This window comes from Streptomyces sp. CA-251387 (genome assembly GCF_050936625.1).
In the GTDB taxonomy this organism is placed as follows: Bacteria; Actinomycetota; Actinomycetes; order Streptomycetales; family Streptomycetaceae; genus Streptomyces.
Genome location: NZ_JBNJMJ010000001.1, coordinates 8,103,055 through 8,123,109, shown reverse-complemented (window position 1 = coordinate 8,123,109; position 20,055 = coordinate 8,103,055). Strand labels below are relative to the sequence as shown.

The 20,055-nt window shown below is 71.5% G+C and carries 17 protein-coding genes; 12 read left to right on the top strand and 5 right to left on the bottom strand.

Annotated features, from left to right (window positions below):
• Positions 1-2: 2 nt before the first annotated feature.
• The gene (locus ACQEV2_RS36030) at positions 3-2,678 is read right to left on the bottom strand and encodes an ATP-binding protein (protein ID WP_433051344.1); all 2,676 of its coding nucleotides are present in this window, start codon (positions 2,676-2,678) and stop codon (positions 3-5) included.
• Between the two features lie 207 nt (positions 2,679-2,885).
• Between ACQEV2_RS36030 and ACQEV2_RS36025 the strand changes: the two genes are divergently transcribed.
• The 3 genes from ACQEV2_RS36025 to ACQEV2_RS36015 all read left to right on the top strand — a co-directional run bounded on the left by ACQEV2_RS36025 (position 2,886) and on the right by ACQEV2_RS36015 (position 6,618).
• Complete coding sequence (locus ACQEV2_RS36025) at positions 2,886-4,178, top strand: MFS transporter (RefSeq protein WP_433051341.1); 1,293 nt, start codon at positions 2,886-2,888, stop codon at positions 4,176-4,178.
• A 4-nt stretch (positions 4,179-4,182) separates the two neighbouring features.
• On the top strand, positions 4,183-5,337 hold the full coding sequence (locus ACQEV2_RS36020) for an anhydro-N-acetylmuramic acid kinase (protein ID WP_433051338.1): 1,155 nt from the start codon (positions 4,183-4,185) through the stop codon (positions 5,335-5,337).
• Between the two features lie 75 nt (positions 5,338-5,412).
• Positions 5,413-6,618 carry a DUF2510 domain-containing protein gene (locus ACQEV2_RS36015; RefSeq protein ID WP_433051335.1) on the top strand — a complete coding sequence of 402 codons (1,206 nt, stop codon included), beginning with the start codon at positions 5,413-5,415 and terminating at the stop codon, positions 6,616-6,618.
• A gap of 178 nt (positions 6,619-6,796) precedes the next feature.
• On the opposite strand, the gene ACQEV2_RS36010 is transcribed toward ACQEV2_RS36015, so the two are convergent.
• On the bottom strand, positions 6,797-7,411 hold the full coding sequence (locus tag ACQEV2_RS36010) for a TetR/AcrR family transcriptional regulator (protein ID WP_433051332.1): 615 nt from the start codon (positions 7,409-7,411) through the stop codon (positions 6,797-6,799).
• Between the two features lie 257 nt (positions 7,412-7,668).
• Between ACQEV2_RS36010 and ACQEV2_RS36005 the strand changes: the two genes are divergently transcribed.
• Both ACQEV2_RS36005 and ACQEV2_RS36000 read left to right on the top strand, forming a co-directional pair.
• A complete protein-coding gene (locus ACQEV2_RS36005; protein ID WP_433051329.1) occupies positions 7,669-8,514 on the top strand; it encodes a phosphatase PAP2 family protein in 846 nt (281 codons plus the stop codon).
• Positions 8,511-9,476: a DMT family transporter gene (locus ACQEV2_RS36000; RefSeq protein WP_433051326.1), complete on the top strand. Its 966-nt coding sequence runs from the start codon at positions 8,511-8,513 to the stop codon at positions 9,474-9,476. Before ACQEV2_RS36005 ends, ACQEV2_RS36000 begins: the two co-directional genes overlap by 4 nt.
• An 18-nt stretch (positions 9,477-9,494) precedes the next feature.
• Here ACQEV2_RS36000 and ACQEV2_RS35995 read toward each other — a convergent pair whose 3' ends face one another.
• Positions 9,495-11,546 (bottom strand): phosphocholine-specific phospholipase C, encoded by a 2,052-nt coding sequence (locus ACQEV2_RS35995; RefSeq protein ID WP_433051323.1) that lies wholly within the window; start codon positions 11,544-11,546, stop codon positions 9,495-9,497.
• 161 nt (positions 11,547-11,707) lie between these two features.
• On the opposite strand from ACQEV2_RS35995, the gene ACQEV2_RS35990 reads away from it, so the two are divergent.
• On the top strand, positions 11,708-13,006 hold the full coding sequence (locus ACQEV2_RS35990) for an MFS transporter (RefSeq protein ID WP_433051320.1): 1,299 nt from the start codon (positions 11,708-11,710) through the stop codon (positions 13,004-13,006).
• A 97-nt stretch (positions 13,007-13,103) separates the two neighbouring features.
• On the opposite strand, the gene ACQEV2_RS35985 is transcribed toward ACQEV2_RS35990, so the two are convergent.
• On the bottom strand, positions 13,104-14,021 hold the full coding sequence (locus ACQEV2_RS35985) for an amidohydrolase family protein (protein ID WP_433051317.1): 918 nt from the start codon (positions 14,019-14,021) through the stop codon (positions 13,104-13,106).
• 285 nt (positions 14,022-14,306) lie between these two features.
• On the opposite strand from ACQEV2_RS35985, the gene ACQEV2_RS35980 reads away from it, so the two are divergent.
• Genes ACQEV2_RS35980 through ACQEV2_RS35970 form a run of 3 tightly spaced genes read left to right on the top strand, consistent with a single transcriptional unit; the run spans position 14,307 to position 16,485 of the window.
• Positions 14,307-15,377, top strand: a complete 1,071-nt coding sequence (locus tag ACQEV2_RS35980; RefSeq protein ID WP_433051314.1) for a Rieske 2Fe-2S domain-containing protein — start codon at positions 14,307-14,309, stop codon at positions 15,375-15,377.
• A complete protein-coding gene (locus ACQEV2_RS35975; RefSeq protein WP_433051311.1) occupies positions 15,374-15,553 on the top strand; it encodes a hypothetical protein in 180 nt (59 codons plus the stop codon). Before ACQEV2_RS35980 ends, ACQEV2_RS35975 begins: the two co-directional genes overlap by 4 nt.
• Positions 15,550-16,485: a PDR/VanB family oxidoreductase gene (locus ACQEV2_RS35970; protein WP_433051308.1), complete on the top strand. Its 936-nt coding sequence runs from the start codon at positions 15,550-15,552 to the stop codon at positions 16,483-16,485. The genes ACQEV2_RS35975 and ACQEV2_RS35970 overlap by 4 nt, the downstream gene beginning before the upstream one ends.
• Here the strand turns inward: ACQEV2_RS35970 and ACQEV2_RS35965 are convergent.
• Entirely contained in the window at positions 16,400-17,305 is a 906-nt protein-coding gene (locus ACQEV2_RS35965) for an IclR family transcriptional regulator domain-containing protein (RefSeq protein WP_433051305.1), read from the bottom strand. The two genes, ACQEV2_RS35970 and ACQEV2_RS35965, sit on opposite strands and share 86 nt — an antisense overlap.
• A 157-nt stretch (positions 17,306-17,462) precedes the next feature.
• Between ACQEV2_RS35965 and ACQEV2_RS35960 the strand changes: the two genes are divergently transcribed.
• The 3 genes from ACQEV2_RS35960 (at position 17,463) to ACQEV2_RS35950 (ending at position 20,044) form a co-directional block, all read left to right on the top strand.
• A complete protein-coding gene (locus ACQEV2_RS35960) occupies positions 17,463-18,431 on the top strand; it encodes an ABC transporter substrate-binding protein (protein ID WP_433051302.1) in 969 nt (322 codons plus the stop codon).
• Between the two features lie 63 nt (positions 18,432-18,494).
• Positions 18,495-19,268, top strand: a complete 774-nt coding sequence (locus ACQEV2_RS35955; RefSeq protein ID WP_433051299.1) for an ABC transporter permease — start codon at positions 18,495-18,497, stop codon at positions 19,266-19,268.
• On the top strand, positions 19,268-20,044 hold the full coding sequence (locus ACQEV2_RS35950; protein WP_433055046.1) for an ABC transporter permease: 777 nt from the start codon (positions 19,268-19,270) through the stop codon (positions 20,042-20,044). The genes ACQEV2_RS35955 and ACQEV2_RS35950 overlap by 1 nt, the downstream gene beginning before the upstream one ends.
• Positions 20,045-20,055 lie beyond the last annotated feature (11 nt).

Here is a 20,055-nt window from a genome sequence, read left to right as displayed (position 1 = left end):
TCTCACACCACGCCCGACAGCAACGCCGCCTCTGCCTGCGCCACCAGCCCGTCCGCACCGCACGACCGGGCCAGGGTCAGCCCGCGCCGGAGCTCCGCCGACGAGCGGGCCGCGATGCCGTACTCGACGCGGGCGGCCGCGTGTTCGTACTGGCAGGGCGAGGCCTCCAGATAGGTGACCGCCTGTTCGGCGAGGCGTACCGCGCGCTGGCCGGTCTCCAGGGCGGCGGCGCAGCGCAAAGCCTCGCCGATGGCGGTGTCGGTGCCGAAGCGCTCGGCGTGGCGGCGGACGTCGGTGGCGAGCCGGGCGGCGCGCGCCGGGTCCTCATTGGCGAGGGCGCGGGCCAGGTCGACGGTCCAGGGGACCAGCACCGGGTTGTGGTGGCCGCGCACGGCCGCCGCCTTCTCCGCCGCCTCCAGTTCGTTGATGCCGTCCTTGGTGCGGCCGACCGCGAGGAGCAGGCGGCCGCGGACCGAGCGCGGGTCCGGCAGGACGATGGTGGAGGGGTAGGGCGGGGCGAAGCCGTACTCCTCGGCGACCTGCCACGCCTGGTCGACATGGCCGCGGGCGAGCAGGGTGTCGACGAGGTTGCAGGTCGCGGACCAGTGCAGGGGCAGCCGGCGGCCGACGCGTTCGGCGAGCGCCAGCGACTTGCGCAGGGACGCCTCGGCCTCGCGGAGCCGGCCGCGCCTGCGGTGGGCGAGGCCGACGTAGGCGTGGGCCAGGGCGAGGTGGCCGCCGCTCCAGCCCGCGGACTCGTAGGCGCGCAGGCCCTCGTGGTAGAGGGTTTCGGCCCGGTCGAGCCGGTCGGTGTAGGCGTAGGAACTGGCCAGCATCATCGGCAGCTCCAGGCCCCACTCCGGGTCGGTCCAGCCGAGTCCGGGCGCGAGGCGGCCGTTGACGAGGGCGCGGTCGCACAGCTCGACGACCTCCTCGGAGTTCTCGCCGCGGGCCATGGCGTCGAAGCCGCGCAGGATGAGCAGGGCGCGCTCGGAGTTGTCGCGGCCGGTGCAGGTCCCGGCGAGGTCGGCGAGGCGTGCGGAGCGTCCCGGGGAGGTGGCCTCGCCCGCGTGGATGCCCTCCCACATGAACTGCACCGCCTGGAGCCGCAGCTTGGCGGGTCCGGCCGGTTGCCGGGCGGCCTCCGCCTCGACGGTGCGGACGGCCTCCTCCAGCTGGTCGTTGTGGAGCAGGGCCTGGGAGAGGCGGTGGACGGCGTCGACGCGTTCGTCGCCCTCCAGGCCGGGCATGGCGAGCGCGGTCTGGAGGTGGTCGACGGTGGTGGCGGGCGCGGAGAGCAGGGTGACGCAGCCCAGTTCGTAGAGCACCCGCGCGTGGACCTCGGGCAGGGGCGGCTCCACCAGGGCGCGCTCCAGGCAGCGGCGGGCCGCGTCGGGGGCGCCGACCGCGAGGTGCTCGCGGGCGGCCTCGCGCAGCTGCTCGACGAGTTCCTCGTCGCTGTCCGGGTGGACCTCGAGGAGGTGGCGGGCGGCGACCGCGGCACTGTGGCCGTTGTCGGTGACGACGCGGGCGGCGATGCCGTGCATCGCGGTGCGCAGGGCGTCGGGGATGGAGTTGTAGACGGCGGTGGCGATCAGCGGGTGCACGAACTGCAGCTCGCCGTCGTCGGGCTGGACGCCCGCCGGGTCGGGCTCGGTGAGGATGCGGGCGGTGCGCAGCAGGTCGGCGCAGCGGACGGCGTCGTCGAGGCTCATGGTGGCGAGCTCGGCCACCAGGTCGACCGAGATGCCGGTGCCGAGGATCGCGGCCGCCCAGGCGAACCGGGTGGCCTCGATGCCGAGCGTCTCCAGGCGGGCGACGAGGCCGCCGCCGCGCGCCGAGCGGTTCAGGGCGCGCAGTTCGCCGGCCGCGGACTCGGTCGGCTCGAACTCGCTGTCCTGCACCTTGGCGAGGAGTTCGACGGTCTCGTACGGGTTGCCGCCGGTCACGGCCCAGACCTCGCGGCAGAACGGGGCGTCGGCGTGCGCGCCGAGAGTGGCGCGGGTGAGGCCGGCGGTCGCCTCCGGGGTGAGGGCGCTGAGGTTGGCGACGGAGGAGCCCGTGGCGGCGACCGCGTCGAGGTGGCGGGCGCTGTCGCCGCTGACCTCGCCGGGGCGGCGGGCCACCACGACCAGGACGTTCAGGTCGTCGAGGCGTTCGGCGAACGCGGCGAGCCAGCGCAGGGTCTCCTGGTCGGCCCAGTGGGCGTCGTCGATGAGCAGCACCAGCGGCCAGTCGCGGCGGGCGAGTCGGCGTACGGCGGCCACCAGGCCGTCGCACACGCCCTGCGGGTCGGCCTGGCGCTCGCCGGGGTCCGTGATACCGAGGGCGGGGCCGGCGATGTCGTACCAGTCGCCGAGGTATTCGCGCGCCTCTTCCGGCATCAGCGACAGCAGCGCGGGCTGCAGCAGCTGCCGTACCACGTTGAAGGGCACGGAGCTCAGGGTCTCGCTGCCGCGGGCCGACCACACCGTGCAGCCGCGGGCCTCGGCGATGCGGCGTGTCTCGGACAGCAGCGCGGTCTTGCCGAGTCCCGCCTCGCCCCGCAGCACCAGGAGGCTGCCCGAGGAGGACTCGTCGGCGCACAGCGTGTCGAGGGCCCGCTCGACGGCGGCGAGTTCCTCGTCGCGCTCCCACAGGGAGGCCGAGGCGGCCGGTGTGGGCCGTACCTGCGTCATCCCGCTCCCTCCCCAAGTCGCCCGAACGACGTACAGAGCTCGAGCGTAGCCGTCCGATTGACTGAGTGGAGGCCGGTCCGGGCAGCTGTTGCCGTGATGGGTGAAAGCGGGTGCGTGCGGGCGACGCACAGGGCCCGCGACCTGCGGTGGTGAAACTTACCGACAGTCAAAAACCGACGGCCGCACCGACAGTCGAGAGGCGCGGGCATGACGCTGACGATCCATGGGAGAGGCACGGTCCGTTCCCGCAGGGCCCTGGTCGCGGGTTCGGTGGGCAACTTCATCGAGTGGTACGAGTTCGGTGTCTACGGCTACTTCGCGACGATCATCGCGGCGCGGTTCTTCACGCCGGAGGGCGGCAGCGAGGCCGAGGCGCTGGTGAGGACGTACGCGTCGTTCGCGCTGGCGTTCTTCTTCCGGCCCGTCGGAGCGGCCCTGTTCGGCCGGCTCGGCGACCGGATCGGCCGCCGACCGGTGCTGATCGTGGTGATCCTGCTGATGACGGGGGCGACGACGCTGATCGGCGCGCTGCCGACGTACGCCACCGTCGGCGCCCTCGCCCCGTGGCTGCTGACGTTCCTGAGGGCGCTTCAAGGGCTGTCGGCGGGTGGGGAGTTCGGGGGCGCGGTGTCGGTGATGACCGAGTTCGCGCCGGCGGGGCGGCGCGGGCTGTACGGGGCGTGGCAGTCGTTCACGGTGGCGCTGGGGCTGCTGGGCGGTGCGGGGGTGGCTGCGCTGCTGGCCACGGTGCTGACTGAGGATCAGCTGGGCGACTGGGGCTGGCGGTTGCCGTTCCTGCTGACGCTGCCGCTGGGGCTGGGTGCCCTGTGGCTGCGGCTGAGGCTGGACGAGACGCCGGCGTTCCGGGAGGAACGGGAGGCCGAGCGGCCACCCGGGCGGGAGGTCGTGGGGGCGATCGCGCTGGGCGCGGGGCGGATCATGGGGTGGGCGGCGGCCGGGTACACCTTCCTGGTCGTGCTGCCGTCGTATCTGCAGTCGACGCTGGACGCGACGTTCCAGCAGGCGCTGATCGCCACGGTCCTGGCCAATCTGGGGTTCGCGCTGACCATCCTCCCGGCCGGCCTGCTCAGCGACCGGTTCGGCAGGCGGGCGGTGATGCTGACGGGGGCCGTGCTGGTGGTGGTCCTCGCGGTGCCGCTGCTCAACCTTCTTCAGGACCCGGGCGTTTCCCTCACCGTGAAAGGTGCGGCAGTGTGGGGCGCGGGTGCCGTCGTGGGGCTGATGGCGGGGCCCGGCCCGGCGATGCTCGCCGAGCTGTTCCCGACGAACGTGCGGTACACGGGGCTGGGACTCGCCTACGCCCTGTCCAATGCGGTGTTCTCGGGCTGCGCCGGGCTCATCATCACGGAGACGATCGAACGGACCGGGAGTGTGGACATCCCCGCGTACTACGCGGCGGCGACCTGCGCTGTGAGCGTCCTCGCGCTGGCCAGGGCCCCCAAGGCCCGGGGCAGGCCTCCGGAGGGAAAGGCGAGTTGAGCACATGCGGGTGATCGGCCTGATGTCGGGCACGTCGTACGACGCCATCGACGCGGCCGCCGCCGACCTGAGCCTCGTCGGCGACAGCCTCGTCCTCAGGCCGCTGGGGCTGGTGAGCGAGGCGTACGACGACGTGCTGCGCGAGGAGCTCGCGGCGGCGCTGCCGCCGGGGACGACGTCGATGGCCGAGGTGTGCCGGCTCGACACCCGGATCGGGCAGGCCTTCGCGTCGGCGGCCGTCCGGGCGGACCGGGAACTGTGCGACGGGCGGGCCGAGTTGGTCGCCTCGCACGGGCAGACCGGGTACCACTGGGCCGAGGACGGGCGGGTCCACGGCACGCTGCAGCTCGGGCAGCCGGCGTGGATCGCCGAGGCGACCGGGCTGCCCGTGGTCGCCGACTTCCGGCCACGCGACATCGCCGCCGGCGGCCAGGGCGCGCCGCTGGTCAGCCTGGTCGACCTGCTGTGGCTGCGCGGGCGGCCGGGTACGCCCGTCGCCCTCAACCTCGGCGGCATCGCCAACCTCACCGCGCCCGACGGCACCGCCTTCGACACCGGGCCGGGCTGTGCGCTGATCGACGCGGCGGCGCGGGGGTTCAGCGGCGGACGGCTGGCGTACGACGTGGACGGGGCGCTGGCCGGCAGCGGCGAGGTCCGTGAACCGCTGCTGCGACGGCTGCTGGAGGAGCCGTACTACGCGCTGCCCGCGCCCAAGACGACCGGCAAGGAGCTGTTCCATCTCGGCCGTCTGACGGATGCGCTGGCGGGGTTCGGGACGCTGCCCGCCGAGGACGTCGTCGCCACTCTCACCATGCTCACGGCACGGACGGTCGCCGACGCCGTGCGCTCGGTGGGCGCGACGGAGGTGATCGCCTCGGGTGGCGGGACGCGCAACCCGGTGCTGATGAGGATGCTCGGGCAACGGCTGCCGGGGGTGGCGCTGCGCACCTCCGACGCCTTGGGGCTGCCGGCGGCGGCGAAGGAGGCGTACGCCTTCGCCGTGCTGGGATTTCTGACGGTGCACTCACTGGCGGGCACCGAGCCGGCGGCCACCGGCGCCCGGCACGCGCGCGTGCTCGGCTCGATCACCCCCGGCCGGGACGGGCTGCGGCTGCCACCGCCAGCACGGGAGCGGCCGGTGCGGCTCGTTCTGGAGTGACGGCGGCCGAAATCCGTACGTGCGGGGGCGGGATCCTCTCATCCGGCTTTCACCGAGACCTCATACGGTGGGCGTATGACGCAGGTGACTCCTCCCGGCTGGTACCCCGACCCCGGCCGGAAAAGTGACGGTCCGCCCACCGAGCGCTGGTGGGACGGCAAGGCATGGACGGACCAGGTCCGGCCCGCGGGGTCGGCCGCCGCGTGGGGGCCTCCGGGGCAGCCGCCGGCCGGCGGAGCGCAGTCCGCGGACGCGGGGCAGCCGCCGGCCGGCGGAGGGCAGCCGGCGGATCCCGGGCAGCCGACGGCCGGCGGAGGGCAGCCGGCGGATCCCGGGCAGCCGACGGCCGACGGAGGGCAGCCGGCGGAGCTGCTGCAGTCACCGACTGGCGCGGCTCATCTCGCGTATCCGGTGCATCCGGGGTATCCCGGCGAGCCGCAGTCCCGCGGGCGGCGCGGCCTGCGCACGGGCATAGCCGTGGGAGTGGCCGCGGTCGTCCTCGCGAGCATCGGTGTCGGCGTGTACGCGCTGACCGCCGGCGACGGCTCGGGCGGCGGCAGCGCCGACTCCCGGCAAGGCCCTGGCGGGCCGGGTGGACAGGGTGGACAGGGCGGGCCCGGCGGCGGTCAGGGCGGGCCCTTCGGTGACTCCGGCGGCGGCAACGGCGGCGGTTCCGGTGGCAGCGGTGGTTCCGGTGGCAGCGGTGGTTCCGGCGGGCAGTCGCCCTCCCCCGACGAGTCCGAGGCGCCGAAGGTGGACAGCGGTTCCGTGTCCGACCCCGTGAACGGGATCAGCATCCCCATCCCGGACGGCTGGTACGGCCAGCAGATCGGCTGGGGCGCGCAGGTCGCGTCGGACGAGACGTACAAGTGCCCCTCCGACACCTCCCAGACCTGTATGAAGGGCGGCGCCTACTCGGCGCCCGCGCTGGCGCTCCGCACCAAGGGCGACACGGCCGAGGAGGTCGCCAAGGCGGACATCGCGGCGAACGCCGAGGAGTCCTACGGCAAGGGGTACGGAAAGATCACCTCGCACGAGGTGCTGGCTTCCAAGGCGGTGACCGTGGCCGGACAGAAGGGCTACATGGTCCGCTGGAAGGCGGTCACGAGCAAGGGCGCCGACGGCTATGTCGAGTCGCTCGCCTTCCCCTCGCCCGTCAATGAGCAGCAGATGGTCGTGGTCCGCTTGGGCGTCGACGCCGGCGAGCAGCAGTCGGTCCTCGACGAGATCACCAAGGGCATCAAGGTGTCCACCGGCGGCGGCAACGGCCAGGACGTCTGAGCCGCGTTCCCGACGCGCCCCCACACCCCGGGTCGCGCCGGACATGATGCGGCCGGGTGGGGCGCCCCTCCGCTCAAGAGGAACCCCACCCGGCCGGGGGGTGCGCGCCGCCCCCGTCCCCACGGTGCGGCGCGGAACAGGTCACCGTCCAGTCATCCCGTGGACGGCGGCCTGAGTCTCAGGTCAGGCCCAGACAGGGCAGCACGGCGGCCTCCACGAAGCGGACGAGGTAGTCGGGGTCTGCGTCCTCACCGTCCAGGATCGGACGCGCCCGCAGCACGCCGAAGATCTGGGCGGGGACGTACTCCAGCGCCGGATGGTCTCGGGCGACCTCGCCGCGTTCGACGCCGCGCCGCAGGATCGCCTTCAGCGCTTCGATCTCGGGTTGGATGAGCGCCTCGCGCAGGGCGCACTGGAGCTCGGGGTCCTGCGTCACGGCGTGGCCGAGCGCCTGGAGGAGCCGGGTGTCCTTGGCCGACCACGCCCCCGCGGCCCGGGCTGCCTCGCGCAGGTCCCCGGCGAGGGTGCCGGTGTCGATGCCCTCGAAGCGGGTCTGCCGGCTGGCGCGCAGGGCGGCCGCCACGAACTGCGGCTTCGTCTTCCACTGCCGGTAGAGCGTGGACTTGCTGCAGCGTGTGCTGGCGGCGATGCCCTCCATGGAGACGGCGTCGTAGCCGCACTCGCGGATCTGTTCGAGCACGGCGTCGAAGAACTCCTGCTCACGCTCGGGCGTGATCTTGGAGCGGCGCGAGGCGGCGACCGTCTCCGGTCCGTCCGCGGCCTGCGACGTCATCGGCTCTTCTCCTCGTTTCGCGTGCGGTGCCCGCCGGGTGAATCGGGCTGCGTTTCCAGTGTGGCGTACGTCTATCGATACGCCACTGTACCGGAACGCTGCCGTATCGGTACAGTGGCGTATCGGTACAGATGCGTTTCGGTACGCCGACGTATCGATGAGTTCGGCGAGCCCGCGCAGTCAGCACTCGACAAGCTCACCCCGCACCACCCAGCACCACGCAGCACCACCCACCGTTCAGCGAAAGGGCCGGGGGAATGAATGGCCGCACCGAGCCTGCAGAAGCGGAGACCGACGCGATAGCGCGGCCTCCGCTGGTCCGTGAGCTCCTGCTCGTCGCAGGGCTCTTCCTCGTCTACAAACTGGGCCGGCAACTGGCCACGGGCCACACCGGCGAGGCCTTCCGCAACGCCGACCGCGTGTGGGACCTCGAACGAGCCGTCCGTCTGCCCGGCGAGGGCTCGGTGCAGAACCTGCTGCTGCACGGCGACACGCTCATACACGTCGCGAACACCTATTACGCGACCGTGCACTTCCCGGCCACCGCGGCCTTCCTGATCTGGCTCTATCTGCGCCGCCCCGCACACTACGTCCGGTCCCGCCGCGTCCTCGCCGCGCTCACCGCCGCCGCCCTCATGGTGCATCTGGCCTTTCCGCTCGCCCCGCCGCGCATGCTGGCCGCGACCGGCCTGATAGACACCGGGCAGGTGTACGGCCCCTCCGTGTACGGCTCACCTCAGACCGACCACCTGTCGAACCAGTTCGCGGCGATGCCGTCGCTGCACTTCGGCTGGGCCCTGATGGTGGCGATCGGCCTGATCGCGGCGACCCGGTCGCGGTGGCGATGGCTGTGGCTGCTGCATCCCTTGCTGACCCTGCTGGTCATCGTGGGCACGGCCAACCACTACTGGCTGGACGCGATCGTGGCGACGGCCATGCTCGGCCTCGCGCTCGCGGTGATCCTCCCCCGGACTTCGTCCGGAGGGACCCCCATCTCGCTTCGCTCGCCGCAGCGCACGGCCACGACGGCCGGACGCGGCACCCGGAAGCTCGTGCCGACGCCCCGGGACGAGGAAGCCGTCCTCGTGGGAGCGGGCCGATGAACGCCACCCTTCTCGCCGTCGTCCTGTCCCTGTTCTCCGCCGTCGCCTACGCCACCGCGGCCGTCGCCCAGGAGCGCCTCGCCTCCCGCAGCCCCGGTTCGGGCCTGCTGCGGCTGCTGGGCTCCGGCGCCTGGTGGGGCGCGGTCCTGCTCAACGGCTCCGGTGCGCTGCTGCACGTGGCGGCCCTGAAGTACGGTCCGCTGACGCTGGTGCAGCCGCTCGGCGCGCTCACCCTGGTGGCCGCGGTGCCGCTGGGCGCGCGCGTCGCCGGGCGGCGGGTCAGTGCGGTCGAGTGGCGCGGTACGGCGCTGACGCTGGTCGGCCTGGCCGCGATCCTCGTCACGGCGTCCGGGCCCGCGCCCGACGATGTGCTGAGCACGTCCGAGGCGCTGGCGGTCGCGGCCGTGACCGCCGCGCTGATCGGCATGCTGGCGCGGCCGGGTGCCCGGCCGGGACTGCGGCACGCGAGCGCGTCCGGCATCACCTCCGGGGTCGCCTCGGCGCTGACGCAGACCGTGACGGTGGCCGCCACGGACCACTCCGCCCCGCCGCTCAGCCTCCAGGTGGTCGGCGTGGCGCTGCTGGTCGCGGCCTTCGCGGCGAGCGGACTGCTGCTGTCGCAGACCGCCTACCGGGGTGGCCTGGGCGCACCGCTGGCCGTGGTGACGCTGGCCAACCCGATGGCGGCCGCGGTGATCGGGCTCGTCCTGCTCGGCGAGCGACTCCAAGGAGGCGCGGCGGGCGTCCTCCTCGCGCTGGCCGGAGCGAGCCTGGCGTCCTGGGGTGTGGTGCTGCTCAGCCGGGCGACACCGGAACCCGCCTCGGACGAGGAGCACGTCGCTCCCGCGCCGGTCGACGAGCACCCCGTGGCCGCCGTACTGGCCCTGGAGTCCGAATCGGCGCAGCCCGAACCGGCGTTGGTGCCCCGGCAACCGGAGCCGGGGCACCTCACGGCGCTCTGAGCAGCGCTCCGTTTCGGGCTACTCGGTGATGATCGCCGGGTCGCTCACCCCCGGCCGCCCGTTCTCGACGTGCCCGGCGAACCGCCGCAGGAACGCCGCGTCACCGTCGGAGGTGACGGTCAGGTCGTACCAGCGCCGGCTCGCCAAGAGGTCGACGCACCGCCGCACCGTGGCGCCGGACGCAACCGTCACCGTCGTGGCGGGACCGCCGTACCCGTTGGCGATCTTCAAGCGAACGCTCGCCGTTCCCTTGTTGGTGAAGGTCAACTCGATGTCGTCGCCCTTGTGCCGGGCGGTGACCTCGGGACCGGCCGCCTTGTTCGAGCCCTTGAACCAGCGCACGAACCCGTTGGGGCCGTGCACCGTCAGGTCGTACGAGCCGTTCGAGTACGCCGAGTTCCAGGTGTCCGCGATGCTCTTGCCGGCCTCGGTGGTGTACATCCAGGGGCCGTCGGTGCGATTGCCGGACGTGACGTGGAAGGCGGCACCGGCCTTGGCGCCGGAGGCGAACGTCAGCGTGAACTTGCCGGCCGCCGCGTCGACGGAACCGTCCACGTAGGGGGCGTACTTCAGCGGGCGGGCGGGGCGCAGGCCGCGCTCCTGCCTGGGCATGTCCGGGTCGGCCGGCGGCGTCGGCTTGTAGTCGGGGTGACGCTCGCGGTCCTGCGGCTCGTACTCGTCGGTCCCCGGCAGCGCGGCCGGGCGGCTGTCCTTGCGGGAGAAGTCGAAGGCCGAGGTCAGGTCGCCGCAGATGGCCCGACGCCAGGGAGAGATGTTGGTCTCCTTGACGCCGAAGCGGCGCTCCATGAACCGCAGGATCGAGGTGTGGTCGAGGGTCTCGGAGCAGACGTAGCCGCCCTTGCTCCACGGCGAGACGACGAGCATCGGCACCCGCGGGCCGAGGCCGTAGGGGCCCGCCGGGCGCTTGCTGTCGCCCGGGTAGAGGTCGAGCGAGACGTCGACCGTGGACTTGCCGCGGGAGGCGTCCTTCGGCGGGAGCGGCGGCACGACGTGGTCGAAGAAGCCGTCGTTCTCGTCGAACGTGATGAACAGGGCCGTCTTCGACCAGACCTCGGGGTTGGCGGTGAGGGCGTCCAGGACCTGGGCGATGTACCAGGCGCCGTAGTTCGAGGGCCAGTTGGAGTGCTCGGAGAAGGCCTCGGGGGCGGCGATCCAGGAGATCTGCGGCAGCTTGCCCGCCTTGACGTCGGCCTTCAGCCGGTCGAAGTAGCCGTCGCCGTTCTTGACGTCGGTGCCGGTGCGGGCCTTGTCGAACCAGGGGTCGCCGGGCTGGGCGCCCCGGTATTTGTTGAAGTACAGCAGCGAGTTGTCTCCGTAGTTGCCCCGGTAGGCGTCCTCGATCCAGCCCCAGGAGCCGGCCGCGTCCAGGCCGTCGCCGATGTCCTGGTAGATCTTCCAGGAGATGCCCGCCTGCTCCAGGCGCTCGGGGTAGGTCGTCCAGCCGTAGCCGAGCTCGTCGTTGCCGAGGACCGGCCCGCCGCCCGTGCCGTCGTTGCCGGTGTAGCCCGTCCACATGTAGTAGCGGTTCGGGTCGGTGGAGCCGATGAACGAGCAGTGGTAGGCGTCGCAGACGGTGAAGGCGTCGGCGAGGGCGTAGTGGAAGGGGATGTCCTCACGGGTCAGGTACGCCATGGTCGTGGTGCCCTTGGCGGGGATCCACTTGTCGTACTTGCCGCCGTTGTAGGCCTGCTGGCCGTCGGTCCAGCCGTGCGGCAGGCCCTCCAGGAACTGCATGCCGAGGTCGTCGGCGTCCGGGTGGAACGGCAGGATCTCCTTGGTGCCGTCCGACTGGTGCCAGTTCGACTTGCCGTTGTCCAGTTTCACCGGGCGCGGGTCGCCGAAGCCGCGGACGCCGCGCAGCTTGCCGAAGTAATGGTCGAAGGAACGGTTCTCCTGCATCAGGACGACGATGTGCTCGACGTCCTCGATCGACCCCGTGCGGTGGTTCGCGGGGAGGGCGGCGGCGCGCTGGATGCTGCTCGACAGAGCCGTGAACGCCGTGGTCGCGCCCGCGAGTTGAAGGAATCTGCGCCGGTTGACTTCGGGCATGAGTGAGGGACCTCTTCCCATAGTGGGTGTTTTGACCGGCCGTTGGTGATGGAATGCGCGCGGAAGGAGTGTTCCAGGAGCACCAAACGTCAGGGAAGGGTCTGGTGGCGCTCGTGTGAAAGTCGTCGGTACGCCAGGTGTGCCGGGGGCGGGACGCGGGGATGGTCGCGATCATGACAGAGACGACGCGCACGGACTCCCCGCCGACGAACCGGCCCGTACGCCAGCTCCTCGCCGCCTCGGTCGGCAATGCCGTGGAGTGGTACGACTGGTACGCCTACACCTTCCTGGCCACCTATATCGCGGCCGAGATCTTCCCCAAAGGGGCGGACAACTCCCTGGTGCCGCTGCTGTCGACGTTCGCGGTCTTCGCGGTGGGCTTCTTCATGCGCCCGGTCGGCGGGCTGCTCATGGGCACGATCGCGGACCGCCGCGGCCGGCGCGCCGCCCTCACCGTCACCATCCTTCTGATGGGCGGCAGCAGTCTGCTCGTCGGCCTGACCCCGACGTACGAGACGGCCGGCGTGCTGGCTCCGGTGGTTCTGGTGGTGGCCCGGCTGCTCCAGGGCCTGTCGGTGGGCGGCGAGTTCGCGGCGTCGACGACCTTCCTGGTGGAGTCGGCGGGGCCGGGCCGTCGCGGGCTGTTCTCCAGCTTCCAGTACGTGTCGACGACGGCCGGGCAGCTGGTCGCCTCCGGTATCGCGACGCTGCTGGTGGACACCTTGAGCGACGGGCAGATGAACGGCTGGGGCTGGCGGGTGCCGTTCGTGCTCGGGGCCGTCCTCAGCCTGGTCGGCTTCTGGATCCGCCAGGGCGCGGCGGAGACGAGGAGCACCGAGCAGCAGCAGGCCCCGCGCCCCGGCCTGCTGGAGGCACTGCGCCGCCATCCGCGCCAGTCCCTGCTGATCTGCGGCATCACGGCGGGCGGCACCATCGCCTACTACACCTGGACGTCGTACCTGCCGACGTACGCGGAGCTCAACGCGGGCGTCGAGAAGTCGGACGCGCTGCTCGCGGGCACGATCTCACTCGCCTTCTTCGGCCTGCTCCAGCCCCTCGGCGGCCTCCTCTCCGACCGCTTCGGGCGGCGTCCCCTGCTCCTCTTCTTCGGCCTGGGCTTCACCCTCCTCACCGTCCCCCTCCTGCACACCCTGCGCGACTCGTTCGCCGTGCTGCTGCTCGTGCAGTGCGCGGGCATGGTGCTGCTGACCGGGTTCACCTCGATCAGCGCGGCCGTGAACGCCGAGGTGTTTCCGCCGCGGGTGCGGGCGGCGGGCATCGGGTTCCCGTACTCGCTGACGGTCGCGCTGTTCGGGGGTACGGCACCGTACGTCGGCACGCTGTTCAAGGAGCTGGGTCACGCCGACCTGTTCCCCTGGTACGTCGCCGTCCTCTGCCTGGGCTCTTCGCTCGTGTATCTGCGCCTTCCCGAGTCCGCGCACCGGGCTCTGGAACGGTGAGCGCACGGCTGCGGGTCAGCGGGGCGCGGCGATGGTGCCGCGTACGACGAGCCCTCAGCACAGGTCCTGAACGGCATGAGGAATCATGAAACGGCTCTCACAGTCCGAACAGCCCTGCCGCGTTGTCGTGGCACACCGCCCGCAGCCACTCGTCTCCGAGATCCAGCCGCTCCAGGGCGTGGAGCTGGTCCACGTACGGGTAGGGGATGTTGGGGAAGTCGGAGCCGAGCAGAATGCGGTCGCCGAGCCCGGCCAGCCGGGGCAGAGCCCGGCGGGGGAAGGGCATGAGCCCCTCGGTGAAGTCGGTGAACGCCATCGTCGTGTCCAGCCGCACCTCCCCGTACCGCTCGGCGAGACCGAGAAAATCCTCGTACTCGGGCATCCCCAGATGCGCGACGACCAGCCGCAGCCGGGGATGCCGCGCCAGCACCTGCCCGATCGGCCCGGGGCCGGTGTGCTTGCCGGGCGCGGGCCCGGAGCCGCAGTGGATCACCACCGGGATCCCGGACTCGGCCAGCAACCCCCACGCCTGCTGGAGGAGTTCGTCGGCCGGGTCGTACGCCCCCACCTGCGCATGCGCCTTGAAGACGCGCGCACCCGCCTCGACGGCCTGACGGACGTATGCCTCGACGCCCGGCTCGGGGTAGAGGGTGGCGGTGTGCAGACAGTCGGGGGTGCGGCGGGCGAACTCGGCCGCCCAGCCGTTCAGCCAGCGGGCCATGCCGGGCTTGTGCGGGTAGAGCATCGCGGTGAAGGCCCGTACGCCGAACTCCCGGAGCAGGGCCGTCCGTTCCGCCTCCTCCTGCCGGTAGGTGATCGGCCACTCAAGCCCGCCGGTCAGCGGTCCCAGCGCGTCGAAGTAGTCCCAGACCTTGCTCAGGACACGCTCGGGCATGAAGTGCGTGTGAACGTCCACCAGCCCGGGAAGACCGAGCCGACCCCAGAACCGGCGCACCTCCCGGGCGAATTCGGCGGAGCCGGCAGGGTCCAGAGGGTTCATGGGGTGATCGTTCATGTCGCCCACGATCGGCCCAGGTGAGGTGGCGGGTCCATTCCTTTGCGCAGGGAATCCGTGAGGGATCCGTCACCGGCCGAACGCGGCAGTGGTACCGCAGTACCACTCCCGCACCCCAGGAAGTTCCCCGCGAAGGGGCGCCGTGACCAGCCCTTGACCTGCCACTTCACAGAAGCTCTTCCGTCTGGCAGAAGCCACCTTGCCTCGCCACCGCAAGCCTCACGACCCTGATTCCAACCACGGCACGCGGGGCGACGAAGCCCCGCCGACAGGGACGGGAACCCCATGCCTCACACGACCGCCTTCGCCAGGAACCAGTGGTACGTCGCCGCCTACAGCCATGAGGTCGGGCGCGAGTTGCTCGGCCGGACGATCCTCGGTGAGACCCTCGTGCTCTACCGCACGGAGGAGGAGGGGACGCCGGTCGTCCTGCACGACCGGTGCGTGCACCGCCGCTACCCGCTGTCCGAGGCCCCGACCCGCCTCGACGGCGACCGGATCGTGTGCGGGTACCACGGGTTCACGTACGACACGACCGGTGCGTGTGTGTACGTGCCGGGGCAGAAGCGCGTCCCGCGCACGGCGCGCGTAGCCTCGTATCCCGTCGTCGAGCAGGACTCCCTGATCTGGGTGTGGATCGGCGACCCGACGCTCGCCGACCCGCAGAGCATCCCGCGGGCCAGGCATCTCGACTCCCCCGGCTGGGTCACCGTGCGCGGTATGGAGCCCATCGACTGCGACTACGGGCTCCTTGTCGACAACCTCCTCGATCTGTCACACGAGACCTACCTCCACGGCGGCTACATCGGTACCCCCGAGGTCGCCGAGACGCCGATCACCACCGAGGTCGACGAGGGCGCCGGCATCGTCCGGGTGAGCCGGCACATGGACGATGCCGAGTGCCCGCCGTTCTACGCCAAGTCGACCGGCATCAAGGGCCGTATCACCCGCTGGCAGGACATCGAGTACCACGCCCCGTGCCTGTACCTGCTGCACAGCCGTGTCGCTCCGGTCGGGGTGGTGCCCGAGCCGGACGGCAGCGACCCGAACGGGTTCCACACCGAGGTGACGTACGCCATCACGCCGTCCGGCGAGGGCAAGGTGTACGACTTCTGGGCGGTCTCGCGGGACTGGGCGACGGACGACGACGAGGTCACCGAGTTCCTGCGGGGCAACAACCACACCGTCGTGATGCAGGACGTCACCGCCCTCAACCTGCTGCAGAAGACCCTCGGCACCGAGCGCCACGGCTACCAGGAGCTGAGCATCAACATCGACACCGGCGGTCTGGCGGCCCGGCGTATCCTCGCCCGGCTGGTCGAGGAGGGCGAGAAGCCGATGGAGAAGGTCCAGTGACGAGCCCGACCGGAGAGATCTACCGCATCGACTGGCTGCCGGGCACCGACATCCTGCACGGCACCTGTCACTGCGGCCGCGAGCACACCGCGCGGGACCCGGTGGAGATGTGGGAGTGGATGCTCGCCCATCCCCAGGGCCACTCCTTGGACAAGCCGCAAGGAAACAGCTCATGAGCGTGTACGAAGCCGAACTCGTCGTCGATCGCAGGGAGTCCGCGGCCGACGGCGTACTCGCCCTCATCCTGCGCCATCCGCTGGGCGAGGAGCTCCCGGAGTGGGAGCCGGGCGCCCATATCGACGTCGTGCTCGCGCCCGGGCTGGAGCGGCAGTACTCGCTGTGCGGCGACCCGGTCGATCGCACCGCCTGGCGGATCGCCGTGCTGCGCGAGCCGGACGGGCGAGGTGGATCCGCCCATGTGCACGAGCAGTTGGGGCAGGGCGACAAGGTCCGGGTGCGCGGGCCGCGCAACCACTTCGCCCTGCTGCCCGCGCCTCGCTACCGCTTCATCGCCGGCGGCATCGGCATCACCCCGATCCTGCCGATGCTGGCCGCGGCCGAGGCGGCGGGCGCCGAGTGGACGCTGCTGTACGGCGGGCGTACTCGCCGGTCCATGGCGTTCACCGCGGAGTTGGGGCGGTACGGCGACCGGGTGACGATCGCCCCGCAGGAGGAGACCGGGCTGCTGGATCTGGCCTCGGTGCTGGGCGATGTGCCGGACGGCACGCTCGTCTACTGCTGTGGTCCCGGGCCGCTGCTCGACGCCGTCGAGGAGCGGTGCCCGGCCGGGGTGCTGCGCGTCGAGCGGTTCCAGCCGAAGGCACAACCGGGCGGCGAGGACGGGGACTTCGAGGTCGAGCTGGCGCAGAGCGGCCTGACGCTCACCGTCACACCCGGTGTCTCCGTGCTGGACACGGTGCGGGCGGCCGGCATCGAGGTCCTCTACTCCTGCACCGAGGGCACCTGCGGGACCTGTGAGACCGACGTCCTCGACGGCACCCCGGACCACCGGGACTCCGTGCTTACGCGGGAGGAGCAGGAGAGCGGCGAGACGATGATGATCTGCGTGTCGCGCTGCCGGGGGAAGCGCCTGGTGCTGGATCTGTGACCCAGCCCGGATCTGTGACCCGGCCCGGATCTGTGACCCGACCTGGATTTGTGACCCTGAGGTCGGCCTCGATCCCGGCGACGGTCGCCAGCAGGGGCGGCAGCAAGTCCCGGCGCACGGAGTCGACGGAGTTGCGGCCGGCGTGCACGGCGATGTTGACCGCCGCGACCACCTCGCCGTCCCGGTCCCGCACCGGGGCGGCGACCGACCTCAGCCCCTCCTCCAGTTCCTGGTCGACGACGGCGTAGCCCTGTCGGCGGACGCGACGCAGCTCCGCCCGCAGGGCGTCCGGCGCGGTGAGGGTGCGCGCTGTCAAGGGCTTCAACTCAGCCCTGCCGAGTTGGACTTCGACCTCCTGGTCCGGCAGATGGGCGAGGATCACCCGGCCCACCGACGTCACATACGCGGGGAAGCGGGTGCCGACCGTGATGGACGCGCTCATGATCCGGCGGGTCGGCACCCGGGCGACGTACACGATGTCGTCGCCGTCGAGGACGCACAGCGACGACGACTCCCGTACCTGCGTGACGAGTTGCTCCAGATGCGGCTCGGCGATCTGCGGCAGCGTGTAGCTGGAGAGGTAGGAGTAGCCGAGTTCCAGCACGCGCGGGGTGAGGCGGAAGAGCCGGCCGTCCTGGTGGACGTAGCCGAGGTCGGCGAGGGTCAGCAGCAGGCGGCGGGCGGCGGCGCGGGTCAGGTCGCAGGTGTGGGCGACCTCGCTCAGCGTGCGGGAGGGATGGTCCGCGTCGAAGGAGCGGATGACGGCGAGGCCGCGCTCGAAGGACCTCACGAAGTGCGGTGCGCGGTCTTCGGCGGACATCGCCACCTCCAGAAGTGTCAACAATGTTGTCGGAGAGCCCATTGAACGGATGCGTTTGAGACTTCTACCTTCCCGCTGAGCAACTCCGCGCACTACTGTGCGCCTTGCGCACAACCTGTCGGAACACCGTTGCACCGTTGTCTGTACAGGAGGAGCCATGCGTCGTCTGTCGGCCGGTCTCACCGCCGGCGTCCTGCTGCTGGTCGCGACGGCCTGTGGCTCGTCCGACGGCGGTACGCCGGAGGCGGGCGCGTCGTCCGGCGGTGTCACCACCGTCAAGCTCGGCCTCATCCCCATCGTCGATGTCGCGCCGCTGTACCTCGGCCAGAAGAAGGGCTTCTTCGAAAAGCAGGGCCTGAAGCTGGAGTTCACGGCCGCTCAGGGCGGGGCGGCGATCGTGCCCGGCGTGATCAGCGGGCAGTTCCAGTTCGGGTTCAGCAATGTGACGTCCCTGATGGTCGCCCAGACCAACGGCGTTCCCGTGAAGGCCGTCGCCAACGGCATCGCGTCGACGGGCGTGCGCGGCAAGGACTTCAACGGCCTCATGGTCAAGAAGGACAGCCCCGTCAAGTCGCCGAAGCAGCTCGAGGGCAAGAAGGTCGCCATCAACACCCTGAAGAACATCAACGAGACCGCGGTCCGCCAGGCGGTGCGCAAGGACGGCGGCGACCCGGACAAGGTGAAGCTCGTCGAGATGGCCTTCGACCAGATGCCCGCCGCCCTCGACAACGGCCAGATCGACGCCGCTTGCGTGGTCGAGCCGGCGACCGCCACCATCAGGAGCCAGGGTGGCCGGGAGATCGCCTCGCCCCTGATCGACATCGCGCCGCAGCTCACCGTCGCGATGTACTTCACGTCGAACCAGTACGCGCAGCAACACCCGGACGTGGTCAAGAGGTTCCAGGAAGCCACCGCCGAGTCACTCGCCTACGCCGAGGCCCACCCGGACGAGGCCCGGCAGATCGTCACGACGTACACCAAGATCCCGGCGTCGGTGCTGGACCAGGTGACCCTGCCGATGTGGCCGGCCGAGCCGAACCGCTCCTCCATCGAGGCCCTCATGAAGCTCGGCGAGGAGGACGGCCTGTTCAAGAAGACGCCCGACCTGGACGCGCTGCTGCCGTGAGGGGCGGGGCACATGAGGGACACGGACGTATGAGAGACGCACACGTATGAGAGACGCAGACGCATGAGAGGCGGGAACGTCGCCCTCGGTGCGGCCGGGCTCGCGGCCTTCCTCGCCCTCGGTGAGGTGGTGCCGCGGCTCGGCCTGGTCAAGGAGGCCTACTTCCCGCCGACGAGCCGTATCGCCTCCGCCCTGCGGGACGAGCTCTCCGACGACGCCTTCTGGCACGCACTCGGCGACACCCTCACCGGCTGGGCGCTGGGCCTCGCCATCGCGGTCTGCGCCGGAGTCGTCGCGGGCGTGGTCGTCTCGATCGTGCCGTACCTGCGCGAGGCCACGGCTTCGACGATCGAGTTCCTGCGCCCGATCCCGTCGGTGGCGCTGATCCCGCTCGCGGTGCTGCTCTACGGCACCGAACTGAAGTCGGTGCTCCTGCTGGTGGTGTACGCCTCCTTCTGGCAGGTGCTGATCCAGACCCTGTACGGCGTCCAGGACGTCGACCCGGTCGCCGAGGAGACGGCACGCAGTTACGGCCTCGGCACCTGGGCGCGCGTCCGCCATGTGCTGTGGCCGACGGCCCTGCCGTACGTCATGACCGGTGTGCGGCTGGCCGCCGCGGTGGCGCTGATCCTCGCGATCACCGCCGAACTCGTCATCGGCGCACCGGGGTTGGGTCAGCAGATCGCGGTGGCGCAGACCTCGCAGGCGGTGCCGGAGATGTACGCGCTCATCGTGGTCGCGGGACTTCTGGGACTGCTCATCAACGTCGGCGCACGGACCGTGGAGCGGCGGGCGCTGGCCTGGCACCAGTCGGTGCGCGGGGAGGTGGCGGTGTGATCGGGCGCCTGCTGCTGAGGCTGTTCTTCGCCGTCGCGCTGCCCGTGGTGCTGGTCGCGGTGTGGTGGGCGGCGTCGTACGGCAGCACGGACCCGTTCTGGCCGCCGCTGCGGACGATCCTCGACACCTTCCCCGACGTCTGGACGGCCGACCGGCTGCGCACGGACGTCGTACCGAGCCTCCTGCGCCTCCTGGGGGGCTGTGCGACGGCTGCCGTGGTCGGTGTCGCGCTGGGCACGGTCATCGGCTCGTACCGCAGGGTGCGCGCGGTGTGCGAGCCCGTCCTGGAGTTCCTGCGGGCCGTTCCGCCGCCCGTGCTGGTCCCGGTGATCATGCTGTTCGCGGGCATCGGCGACACCATGAAGATCGTCGTGATCGCGAGCGGCTGCGTCTGGCCGATCCTGCTCAACACGGTGGAGGGCGTACGCGCGGTCGACTCGGTGATGCTGGAGACGGCCCGTTCCTACGGCGTCACGGGGATCGCCCGCCTGCGCCATCTGGTGCTGCGCTCGGCGAGCCCGCAGATCTTCGCCGGGCTGCGTCAGGCGCTGTCCATCGGCATCATCCTCATGGTCATCAGCGAGATGCTCGCCGCCAACAACGGCATCGGGTTCACCGTCGTCCAGTTCCAGCGCAGCTTCGCGATCCCCGACATGTGGACCGGGATCCTCGTCCTCGGTCTGCTCGGCTTCCTGCTCTCCGTCGTCTTCCAGCTGGTCGAGCGCCGGGTGCTCGGCTGGTACCACGGTCTGCGCTCCACCACCCGGCGGTCCTGAGTGAGCATCCT